Origin of the sequence: Providencia sp. wls1922 (assembly GCF_009706505.1) — a bacterium.
GTDB classification, from domain to species: Bacteria; Pseudomonadota; Gammaproteobacteria; order Enterobacterales; family Enterobacteriaceae; genus Providencia; species Providencia lanzhouensis.
Genome location: NZ_WLUG01000025.1, coordinates 1 through 12,150 on the forward strand (window position 1 = coordinate 1; position 12,150 = coordinate 12,150).

Consider the following 12,150-nt stretch of genomic DNA (forward strand, 5'->3'; position numbering starts at 1 on the left):
ACACTAAATTTTGAAATTCAATGGCGCTCTGGGACCCGATAACCCAGTGCGGTAGCTATGGGTGTTAATCAACACATCCAACAAAAATTACCTCCCCCTCTAAAAAATATGAAAAGAATGAAAATATTAGTAGCTGCAAGCCGTATTTATGAAATATTGCTAGCATTTTTGCTATTAAAAATATCTTCTGATTTATTATCTCCAGAAGAATATGGAAAATTAGGGTTATTGACTACTATTACACAAGGTATTGCTTGGTTTTTTTTAGCGCCATTACAAAACTTTATTTTAGTAAATACTATCAATGCGAATGACAACGGCTGGCTAAAAAAAATAATTAAATTTGAGATTCTTTATTCTATATTCATATCATATTTTTGTTATTCAATATTAGTTTATTTCGAAATAATCCCTAACGTTATATTAAACAATACAATTAGCCTGATAGTTTTTATAATATCCGTCTCTTGCCCTGTTATTATTCAGACACTACTACCAATTTTAAATATTAAAAAAATACATAATGTTTTTTTAAGAATATCAATACTATCTAGTAGTTTAGGTTTTTTACTTCCTATCATATTTGTAAAATATTATGAACATACCTATCTATATTGGTTATTAGGCGTTAACTTAGCACCTGCTATTGTAATTATTCTTATAATACTCTGGGGCTATAAGCATAGTCATTTTAATTGTATTACTAACAATCCTATCCCTTCAAAAAAGCTTATGCTTTTTTGTGTTCCCCTAGCTGGGGCCATTATTTTCCAATGGTTTAATTTACAAGGATATAGACTTCAATTAGAAAATTATTTTTCTATATATACCATCGGTATTTTTATTATGGGATTCACATTTTGTGGAAGATTTTTTAATGCAATAGAAAAAATACTAACAACTGTCTTAATGCCTAGTATTTACAATAGAGAGACCGGAGTAACTATAAATGATGCTTGGTTAAAATATTTAAAAACATCATTTATAGTATATACATTGTTTTTCTTATTCTTTATGATTTCATCTGAATATATTTTCAACGAAATAATATCTGATCAGTATAATGAAAGCATAGAATTCATTAAAATTGGTTTAATATATGATTACTCGAGATGTATGTTAAATGCAATATACCAACACAATCTATTGACCGAAAGAAATAAAATACAATTAGTTTTTAATTTTCTAATTTCCATTTTTATATTCGTATCTATATTTATCACCATTAGATATAATTTAAGTATAAATTTCTTTGCATATACAATGTCAATATCAACTTTAACAATTGGTTTTTTTGCATTTATAAAAAACCTTTCTTATAAAGATAAACTAGCATCATTAAACCACCATTAAAGGAATATTCTTTAGATCAACCTAAAGATAAATCAATGTAATTCCATATGAAAATTAATGGAAAGGAATCAAGTATGAAAATAAAACAAAAAAAAATCATTTCTCATTTAATTGGTGGACTAGGAAACCAATTATTTCAATACGCTACATCATATGCGCTAGCAAAAGAAAATAATGCAAAAATAGTTATTGATGATAGATTATTTAAGAAATATAAATTACATGGAGGATATAGATTAGACAAACTAAATATTATAGGTGAAAAAATTTCATCTATCGACAAGCTATTATTTCCACTAATACTGTGTAAATTATCACAAAAAGAAAATTTCATTTTTAAAAGCACAAAAAAATTTATATTAGAAAAAAAAACATCTTCATTTAAATATTTAACATTCAGTGATAAAGAACACACTAAAATGTTGATTGGCTATTGGCAAAATGCAATTTATTTTCAAAAATATTTTTCAGAATTAAAAGAAATGTTTGTTCCTTTAGATATTTCACAAGAACAGCTTGATTTATCAATACAAATACACGCACAACAGTCCGTTGCTCTTCATGTTAGAAGGGGAGATTATATAAGCAATAAAAATGCACTAGCCATGCATGGCATTTGCTCCATCGATTATTATAAAAACTCAATTCAACATATCAATGCAAAATTAGAAAAACCTTTTTTTTATATTTTTAGCAATGATAAACTTTGGTGCGAAGAAAATTTAACTCCCTTATTTGACGGTAACTTTCACATTGTGGAAAACAACAGTCAAGAAATAGATTTGTGGTTAATAAGCCAATGTCAACATCATATAATCGCTAATAGTACCTTCAGTTGGTGGGGGGCTTGGTTAGCAAATAGTGACTCTCAAATAGTAATAACTCCTGACCCATGGTTTAATAAAGAGATTGATATACCTTCACCTGTTTTATCCCATTGGCTGAAATTAAAAAAATAAATTACCCACACCATGAGTAATTTATTTAACAGTAATTATCAATATTTTAATACATGTAACTCTTAATAACATGAATTAGGGTAATTTTATATAGGTTTAACACATGAAAATAGCATTAATCACAGGTATCACCGGACAAGATGGCTCTTATTTAGCAGAGTTTCTTCTAGAAAAAGGTTATAGTGTTCATGGTTTGATTCGTAGAGCATCATCTTTTAATACTGAACGTATTGATTCCATTATTAATGATAGTGACAAAATTAAGTTACACTATGGAGATCTAACAGATACATCAAACTTAATTCGTTTAGTTAAAGAAATTCAACCTGATGAAATTTATAATTTAGGAGCAATGTCTCATGTCGCAGTCTCTTTTGAGTCTCCTGAATATACAGCCGACGTTGATGCTATTGGGACATTACGACTATTAGAAGCTATTCGCATTAATGGGCTTGAGAAGAAAACCAAATTTTATCAAGCTTCAACATCTGAGCTTTACGGTGAAGTTCAAGAGATTCCGCAACGTGAAACAACGCCTTTCCATCCTCGCTCCCCTTACGCAGTTGCAAAAATGTACGCATACTGGATCACGGTAAACTACCGAGAATCTTATGGTATCTATGCATGCAATGGTACTTTATTTAACCATGAATCACCTCGTCGTGGTGAAACATTCGTTACACGAAAAATTACACGAACTATAGCCAACATTTCTCAAGGACTAGAAAACTGCTTATATCTCGGTAATATGGATGCCTTACGAGACTGGGGTCATGCTAAAGACTACGTACGTATGCAATGGATGATGTTACAACAAGATCATCCCGATGATTTCGTTATCGCAACAGGTAAACAAATATCTGTTCGCGAGTTTGTTCGTATGTCAGCGAAAGAAGCAGGTATTGAGCTTGCTTTTAGTGGAACAGGTTTAAATGAAATAGCAACTGTATCTTCTGTAAATAAAGAAATTGCACCTCATGTTAATATTGGTGATGTGATTGTTCGCGTTAGCCCTAAATTTTTCCGTCCCGCTGAAGTTGAAACACTCTTAGGCGACCCAACAAAAGCCAAAGAAAAACTTGGTTGGGTTCCTACAATTACTGTCGAAGATATGTGTGCAGAAATGGTAGCTTCTGATATAGATACTGCTAAACGATATGCGCTACTCAAAGAAAATGGTTTTGATGTTTCTTTATCATTAGAGTTATAAAATTATGAAGTTATTTATTACCGGCGGTAATGGAATGGTAGGCCGCAATATAATAACGCTAGCTAATAAATTAGGTATCAATATTGTTGCCCCTACAAAAGCAGAATTGAACTTAAATTGTCAGCAATCTATCCGTGCATGCTTAGAATACCATAAACCTGACTTTGTTATACATTGTGCTGGCTTAGTCGGAGGTATCCAAGCAAATATTGCCGCACCATATGACTTTTGTTACCAAAACCTGCTAATCGGAATGAATGTTATTCAAGCTTCTTTTGATGCGGGTATTCAAAAATTAATAAATTTAGGTAGCTCTTGTATGTACCCAAGAGAAGCCGATAATCCATTACAAGAACCATCTATACTCACTGGTACACTTGAGCCAACCAATGAAGGTTATGCTATTGCTAAAATAGCTATTGCTCGACTCACTGAATACCTATCTCAACAACATGGAGTGAAATATAAAACACTTATTCCTTGTAATCTTTATGGCTATTGGGATAAGTTCAGCCCAGAAAAATCCCATATGATCCCATCTGTTATTTACAAATTAGATACAGCCATTCGTAATGGAATAAACGAAGTTGATATATGGGGTGATGGTCTTTCTCGGCGAGAGTTCATGTTTGCAGAAGACTTAGCCGATTTTATTATATATTCACTAAATAAGTTTGACCTAGTACCTTCATGTATGAACGTTGGTTTAGGTTTTGATTATTCAATCAATGAATACTACGAAACTATTGGAAAGGTAGTTGGTTATACAGGAATATATACACATGACCTGTCTAAACCAGCTGGAATGAAACAAAAATTAGTTGATACAACAGAACAAACTAAACTTGGATGGTCTCCAAAAACTTCTTTAAAAGAAGGAATTATGAAGACATACAATTTTTACCTAACAGAGGTCTTATGATGCTTCCTTTAGCTACAACAACATGGGATGAGAAAGAATACCAGTCCTTACAGTCAGTAATAGACAGTGGAATGTTTACAATGGGCAAGCATGTTGCTCAATTTGAAGATGAATTTGCCAAGTTTGTAAACAGTAAATATTGTGTAATGGTAAATTCAGGGTCTTCTGCGAACCTATTAGCTGTTGCAGCTATGTTTTATCGTGAAAAAAATGCATTAAAAGCAGGTGATGAAGTCATAGTTCCAGCTGTATCGTGGGCAACGACATACTATCCTTTGCATCAATATGGCCTAAAACTAGTATTTGTAGATATAAATAAAGAAACATTAAACTTAGACCTAACTCAATTAGAATCCGCTATTACTGATAAGACTCGTGCAATATTTGCCGTAAACCTATTAGGTAATCCTATTGATTACAATGAGTTAAATCGCATAATTGATGGAAAAGAAATAGCTATCCTAGAAGACAACTGTGAATCACTAGGGGCTACCTTTGAAGGAAAACAAGCTGGAACATTCGGTCTAATTGGTACATATAGTTCCTTCTTCAGTCACCACATTTCAACAATGGAAGGAGGCCTCGCTGTTACAAATGACGAAGAGCTATATCATATCATGCTCTCACTACGAGCTCATGGCTGGACTCGTAATCTACCTAAAGAAAATAAAGTATGCACAAAGAGTGATAATCCATTTGAAGAATCTTTTCGTTTTGTTTTACCGGGTTATAACCTGCGCCCACTAGATATGTCTGGAGCTTTAGGAAGCCAACAACTAAAAAAATTACCAAGCATCATAGAAGGGCGTCGAAAAAACGCCAAAGTTTTTCAAACTATTTTCGGCAAAATTGAAGGTATATCAATCCAACAAGAAGTAGGAAATAGTAGTTGGTTCGGCTTTGCTTTGCTTGTTAAGTCAGGAAAAGACAAACGCAATGAGCTCGTTAGTGCTCTAATGTCTAAAGGCGTTGATTGTCGTCCTATCGTTGCTGGCAACTTTGCACGAAATGACGTTGTCAAATATTTTAATTATGAGATTGTTGGCAACTTAAATAACAGTGATGAAATTAGTGATACTGGCTTATTTATTGGTAACCACCATTATGATATAGAAAATGAGCTAGTAGAAATAGCAAATATTATACAATCACTACTGTCTAATTAAAAAAATGGTTCAGGGCATGTACATGCCCTGTCATAAAGTATACTACATTTACATTAAACTGAAATATGTTTCTCAGAGTTATATGCTAAGCATATTTTTTATAAAAGAACATACTATTATATAATATATGTATTTCGAATCTCATCAAATCTATATAAATATAACTCCTCACTCCTTTAATTTAAAAATCAGTTTAATTCAAGAATAAAAATTTGCCCACAAAGCTACCATATGTTTTCAAACAATAAAATGGTTAAAAAATTAGATTCAAACACATTTAAAAATGTTGTTACATATACACCACTAGTCTCTATTGACTTAATTGTTTGTAATTCAAAAAAACAAATATTATTAGGACTACGTAATAACCGCCCAGCCAAAGGCTACTGGTTTGTACCAGGAGGGCGTGTTTATAAAGATGAAACATTTGATATTGCTTTTCAACGTCTAACAACGGATGAGTTGGGTGTTACATATGATAATAGAGATAAAAAGTTTATAGGCTATTATCAACATTTTTACCAAGATAATTTTTCCGATGAAAATTTCACAACTCACTATGTCGTAATAAGCTACTTAATAGAAAAAGATATAGACATTAGTAAACTTCCACTGGAACAACATAAATATTATAAATGGTGGGACATTAATAAAATTCTTTCTTCTTCTGAGGTTCATGAAAATACAAAAGCTTACTTTCTCAATAATCAATATCATTCATGGTAGATAATTTATGCTGTTACCTGTAATTATGGCTGGAGGTTCTGGTAGTCGTTTATGGCCATTATCTCGTAGCCTGTATCCTAAACAATTTATTAGCCTAACAAGTAAGAAAACAATGTTACAGGAAACTGTAGCCCGATTAGATGCCTTAAAGCATGAACCACCTATGTTTATTTGCAATGAAGAACATCGCTTTATTGTTGCAGAGCAATTAAGAAAAGAAAACTTTAAACATAGTGGTATAATTTTAGAACCTGTAGGGCGTAATACAGCCCCCGCAATTGCGTTGGCTGCTATCCGTGCGACCCAAACTGGAAATGACCCATTATTACTAGTTTTGGCTGCAGATCATGTAATTAAAAATCAAAATGCTTTTACTGAAGCTATTGAACAAGCTATAGAAGAAGCAGAAAAAGGAAGCCTTATAACATTTGGAATTGTACCAACAAGCCCCGAAACGGGTTATGGATATATTAAAAAAGGGTGTTCCCGCAGCAATAATACGTTTACTGTTAGTCGCTTTGTTGAGAAACCAAATTTAACTGATGCGGAAGCATACCTTGCAAGTAAAGAATATCTTTGGAATAGTGGTATGTTCTTATTCAAAGCTTCTTGTTATTTGAATGAATTAAAAAAATACTGTCCTGATATTCTAATATCATGTGAACTAGCAATTAAAAATGCACACCATGATTTAGACTTTATTCGCATTGACCACAATATATTTAATGCTTGTCCTGATAATTCTATTGATTATGCAGTGATGGAAAAAGCTAAAAACGTATTAGTTGTTCCTATGGAAGCCGGATGGAGTGATGTAGGATCGTTTAGCACACTTTGGGAAATATCACAGAAAGATCAAAAGTCTAATGTAATTATTGGTGATGTTCTTACTGAGAGTACTACAAACAGTTACATATATGCCCAAAATAAACTTGTCTCTACTGTAGGAGTAGACAATTTAGTTATAGTAGAAACAAAAGATGCAGTATTAGTTGCAAATAAAAATAAAGTTCAAGATGTAAAAAATATTGTTGAGCAGCTAAAAAACGCTGATCGACCAGAATGTCAACAACACCGTGAAGCATATCGTCCATGGGGAACCCATGATGATATAGCTCAAGGTCAGCGCTTTCATGTTAAACATCTAAAAGTAAAACCCAATGAAAAAACCGCATTACAAATACATTACCATAGAGCTGAACATTGGGTTGTTGTTCAAGGCACAGCTAAAGTAACTAACGGTGATAAAAGCTTTATACTAAGCGAAAATGAATCAACTTACATTCCCATAGGTACTCCTCATCGGATTGAAAATCCAGGAAAAATTGATTTACACGTAATTGAAGTCCGCTCAGGTAATTATTTGCAAGAAGATGACATCGTTAGATTAGAAGAATATAAATCTAATCTTGAATAACTTTCTCTAATATTAATTGATAATCATATAATGAATAGCTTCGATGTAATTAAAAACTCCGGCATTAATTTCGGTACAAGTGGTGCGAGAGGACTAGTAACACAGTTTACTCCTGAATCTTGTGCTGCATTTACCAATGCTTTTATCTATTCTCTAAAAAATATATTTGAATTTAATCAAATAGCTATTGGAATAGATAACCGCCCTAGTAGCGAGTTTATTGCTACATTGTGTATAGATACAATTATGCGACAGGGTATAGAACCAATATACTACGGTGTAATACCTACTCCAGCCTTAGCATATACTGCTATGAGCCAAAATATTCCATGTATAATGGTTACTGGTAGTCATATTCCATTCGATCGTAATGGCCTAAAGTTTTACCGGCCAAATGGTGAGATTACAAAACAAGATGAGCAAACGATACTAAATTGTAATGTACAATTTGAGATATCTAAAAATGTGAATCCTTTGCAAAAAATTAATTCCTTTGCAAAAGAAAACTATATTAAACGCTACACATCTATTTTTAATAAAAATTTACTATTAGGTAAACGAATAGGAATCTATGAGCACTCAAGTGCAGGTAGAGAACTTTATTCTATTTTATTTAAAAAATTAGGCGCTGAAGTTATTTCTTTAGGACGAAGTGATAAGTTTATTCCTATTGATACAGAAGCAGTCTCTGAAGAAGACAAAGTAAAAGCTAGAGATTGGTCTAAAAAGCATCAACTAGATGCCATATTTTCAACTGATGGAGATGGCGATCGTCCACTTGTTGCTGACGAGCATGGAGAATGGTTGCGTGGAGACATATTGGGTTTATTAAGTGCTTTAGAAATGGATATAGAAGCTCTGGCTATTCCTATAAGCTGTAATACTATTATTTCATCCCATGAATCTTTTAAGCATGTACAACAAACTAAAATTGGCTCACCTTATGTCATAGAAGCATTTCTAAATTTAACCAAAGATTATACCAAAGTAGCGGGCTTTGAAGCTAATGGTGGATTTATTTTAGGCTCTAATATTGAAATAAATGGTAAAAACCTATCAGCACTCCCTACACGAGATGCTATTTTACCCTTTATTATGCTATTATCTTCCGCAAGAGAAAAAGGGATTTCTCAATTAGTTAAAGAGCTTCCTCAACGTTTTACATTTAGTGACAGAATTCAAAATTTCCCTACTGAAAAAAGCAAAATAATAATTGAAAATGCAAAAAATAATCCGATAGAATTACTACGTTTAATTGGATTCAACGAAGAAATATCTGACTTAAATGTAATTGATGGTTTAAGGATAACATTATCAAACAGTAACATTATTCACTTAAGGTCATCAGGTAATTCACCTGAAATTCGTTGTTATTCTAAAGCCAATGACGAAGAAACAGCAAGAGGAATAACAGAAAAAACACTATCAACAATCAAAAAACTTGATTTATTAACGCTAACGACCAGAGAAAATATACTATGAAAGAATTAGTAAGCGTTATTCTACCTGTATATAATGCTGAAAAATTTTTACATGACTCATTAAACTCTGTGATAAATCAGAGTTATTCAAATCTAGAAATAATAGTTATAGATGATGGCTCATCCGACAATTCTTTATCGATAATAAAAAATTTTAATGACAAGCGTATAAAAATCATTTCTAGAGAAAATAAAGGATTAATACACTCTCTTAATGAAGGACTAAACATAGCCAAAGGTAATTATATTGCAAGAATGGATGCAGATGACATTGCTCGCTCTGATAGAATTGAAACTCAATTAAAATTTTTATTAAAAAATAAAGATATCAGTATTGTAGGCTCTTATGCGAATTTAATTGATGAGAATGGAGTCAATATTGGAATAAAGAAAAAACCATCTTCTGACCTCACAATAAAAACAATTTGTTTTTTTGGAAGCCCATTCATACATCCTGCTGTTATGTTTAACAAATTACTAATAAAAGAGCAACTATACTATTCCAATGAGTTTATACACGCTGAAGATTATGAACTATGGTCTCGCTTAGTTGCTTGTGAAAAATTTAAATTTTTTAATATAAAAGATACTTTATTGGATTACCGAATAGTTAGTACAAGTGTAAGCCGAAAATATGAAAATCAGCAAAAACAATCCCATCAGGATATAATTAAAAAATATTTTTTGTTATATAACAAAAATTCAAGCTTGAACTCTAACAAAGACTTTTTGTACGCAATTCTATTTAACCAAAAAAATAGCAGCAGAATTATATTTCAGCTTTTGTATTTAATAAGGAGAGTTGCATTAAGAAAATGAATAAAATAAACACACGATTGTTTTTCTTAACAACCATATTAATATCACTTAACTTTTACCGCGTTAAAATAATAGACTCATTTACAATATCTGATGCCTCACTAATATTATTCATAGTAATTTCAGCCATTACCTTCAAAAGAGTAAAGATAAATCTATTTAACATTAATTATCTAGTATGGTTAATTTTTAGTAGTTTACCATTCTTAATTTATATACAATATGATTTTTTTTCTATTGAAAGCTTCATGTTAACTTCATTACGAATTTCATTCTCAATTCTATGCTTATTTTTCATTCCTCTTTGGCTAACAACATCAGAACAAAAAACGACATTTATAATAGCCATAAAATATAATCTCCTATTCATTCTGTATAGCCAGATTATCATAGTTATTCTTTTTTATATTGGATATGAAAATATTTTTAATTTAATAACCAGTAACAATTGGGAAAACAGAGCTGAAATTTTAAATGTTTATGATTATCGCTATTATTTTAGATTTGGGGGTTTATTTGAAGAACCATCTTGGTTTTCATGGTACATTACATATCTTCTTGGAATAATTATATCATATGAATATGTATACAAATTAAAAATTTTAAACAAAAAAATTATCTTTTTATTATTAATAGCAATATCGTTTACCTTCTCAATATCTGGACTACTATCTATAGTGTTATTACTAACTACACGACATTTTATTCACTATAAGAAGATGAAACACACTGTTTATTTTTTATTTATAAGTTTTGCTTTAGTAGCAATTGTTCTTACTAATGAGCATTTTATGGAGAGGTTACTAAATATCTTATCAGGCAGTGATGGCTCAAGTAATGTTAGGGTTTTTGGCTCCTTTTATAGACTCTATATCATATTAGAAAATTTAGCATTAGGTACTGGAGTAGGTAATTCAATTAATGGAATCGAGTACTATAGTAGTAAATATAATTTATCTACAGAAGCATCAATATCAAGTCAAAATGGATTTGTAGAAGCATTTATATCTACTGGATTAATATCAGGATTATTATATTGTATTCCGATCTTTTTAATGCTACTAATAAAAAAATATCGAGTTATATTCTTAACTATCGTCTTGGTTTATTTTACTACAAGCTCTATTTATATTGCTCCAATGTGGATTCTACTTGGAATTTCATTTTATCTATTCCAACCATCAAACAATCAAATTACCACAGAAAAATCATGAAGTTAACGATGCTATACTCAACTCTAGAAGATGGATTGACGTCTTTAATAGAAAACCTTCCCTCACCCAATAAACTCGTTAATATAATAATCATCCATCAAATGAATGAAAATAAGAACTATGATGATAAGATAAAGATATTATTGAACTCTCGTAGCGACATTCAATATTATAAATCTTACACAAGAGGTGTCGCTATTAGTAGAAATATTGCCATAAATAAATCTAATAATAGTGATATCATTTTGTTCTGTGACGATGATGTAATCTATACAAACAAATTTCAAGAGGAAATACTTAAACAGTATGAAAAAAACCCTACAGCAGGATTTATTACTTTTTCGTATAGCAACAATCTAGACATGAAAGATTTAGCACCAAAATTTTCAACTTTAGGTTTTGTGCATACACTTAGAAGTATTTTGCGAGTAGGTACAATTGAAGTCACGGCTCGTCGGAATATGATTATAGAAAATAAAATTAAATTTCCAGAAGATATGGGGGCAGGGGCAAAGTACTTCTTATGTGATGAACCTGTATTTTTGTCTCAATTTTTAAAGAAAAATATACGCGGAATTTATTGCCCGTTTATTATTGGTTATCACCCTGCAGTGTCTAGTGGTCAAAAATTTAATAGGATAGAGGCATTTGCCTCTAGATATTTATGTTTCACCCGAATTTTTGGTTCTTTTTTAGGACTGGGACTTTATTACCTGTATTTGGCCAAAAATTTTAATAAGTTTAAAACTCTTTCGGATGTTAACAATGCATTATTTATTATGTTTAAAATGAAGCATGATAAATGATATAAGGACTAAATTTTGAAAATAGCAATCGCAGGTACCGGCTACGTCGGTCTGTCTAACGCCATGTTACTGTCCCA

11 protein-coding genes are annotated in these 12,150 nt (G+C 31.3%); all 11 read left to right on the plus strand.

Features of this window, described 5'->3' with window-relative positions; translation table 11 throughout:
- Positions 1–57 precede the first annotated feature (57 nt).
- The 11 genes from GKR71_RS01080 (at position 58) to GKR71_RS01130 (ending at position 12,073) form a co-directional block, all read left to right on the plus strand.
- Positions 58–1,353: a lipopolysaccharide biosynthesis protein gene (locus tag GKR71_RS01080; RefSeq protein ID WP_154633829.1), complete on the plus strand. Its 1,296-nt coding sequence runs from the start codon at positions 58–60 to the stop codon at positions 1,351–1,353.
- A 74-nt stretch (positions 1,354–1,427) separates the two neighbouring features.
- Positions 1,428–2,312, plus strand: coding sequence for an alpha-1,2-fucosyltransferase (locus GKR71_RS01085; RefSeq protein WP_195848950.1), 885 nt, complete (start codon positions 1,428–1,430; stop codon positions 2,310–2,312).
- 103 nt (positions 2,313–2,415) lie between these two features.
- Complete coding sequence (gene gmd, locus GKR71_RS01090) at positions 2,416–3,522, plus strand: GDP-mannose 4,6-dehydratase (RefSeq protein WP_154633831.1); 1,107 nt, start codon at positions 2,416–2,418, stop codon at positions 3,520–3,522.
- A 4-nt stretch (positions 3,523–3,526) separates the two neighbouring features.
- A complete protein-coding gene (locus GKR71_RS01095; RefSeq protein ID WP_154633832.1) occupies positions 3,527–4,444 on the plus strand; it encodes a GDP-L-fucose synthase family protein in 918 nt (305 codons plus the stop codon).
- Entirely contained in the window at positions 4,441–5,610 is a 1,170-nt protein-coding gene (locus GKR71_RS01100; RefSeq protein WP_154633833.1) for a DegT/DnrJ/EryC1/StrS family aminotransferase, read from the plus strand. The genes GKR71_RS01095 and GKR71_RS01100 overlap by 4 nt, the downstream gene beginning before the upstream one ends.
- A 231-nt stretch (positions 5,611–5,841) precedes the next feature.
- A complete protein-coding gene (locus GKR71_RS01105) occupies positions 5,842–6,336 on the plus strand; it encodes a GDP-mannose mannosyl hydrolase (protein WP_305071675.1) in 495 nt (164 codons plus the stop codon).
- A 7-nt stretch (positions 6,337–6,343) separates the two neighbouring features.
- Positions 6,344–7,753, plus strand: coding sequence for a mannose-1-phosphate guanylyltransferase/mannose-6-phosphate isomerase (locus tag GKR71_RS01110; protein ID WP_154633834.1), 1,410 nt, complete (start codon positions 6,344–6,346; stop codon positions 7,751–7,753).
- Positions 7,754–7,783: 30 nt separating this feature from the next.
- Positions 7,784–9,235, plus strand: a complete 1,452-nt coding sequence (locus GKR71_RS01115; RefSeq protein WP_154633835.1) for a phosphomannomutase — start codon at positions 7,784–7,786, stop codon at positions 9,233–9,235.
- Positions 9,232–10,053 carry a glycosyltransferase gene (locus GKR71_RS01120; protein ID WP_154633836.1) on the plus strand — a complete coding sequence of 274 codons (822 nt, stop codon included), beginning with the start codon at positions 9,232–9,234 and terminating at the stop codon, positions 10,051–10,053. Before GKR71_RS01115 ends, GKR71_RS01120 begins: the two co-directional genes overlap by 4 nt.
- Before the next feature lie 248 nt (positions 10,054–10,301).
- A complete protein-coding gene (locus GKR71_RS01125; protein WP_154633837.1) occupies positions 10,302–11,267 on the plus strand; it encodes an O-antigen ligase family protein in 966 nt (321 codons plus the stop codon).
- Positions 11,264–12,073, plus strand: a complete 810-nt coding sequence (locus GKR71_RS01130) for a glycosyltransferase (protein ID WP_154633838.1) — start codon at positions 11,264–11,266, stop codon at positions 12,071–12,073. Before GKR71_RS01125 ends, GKR71_RS01130 begins: the two co-directional genes overlap by 4 nt.
- Positions 12,074–12,150 lie beyond the last annotated feature (77 nt).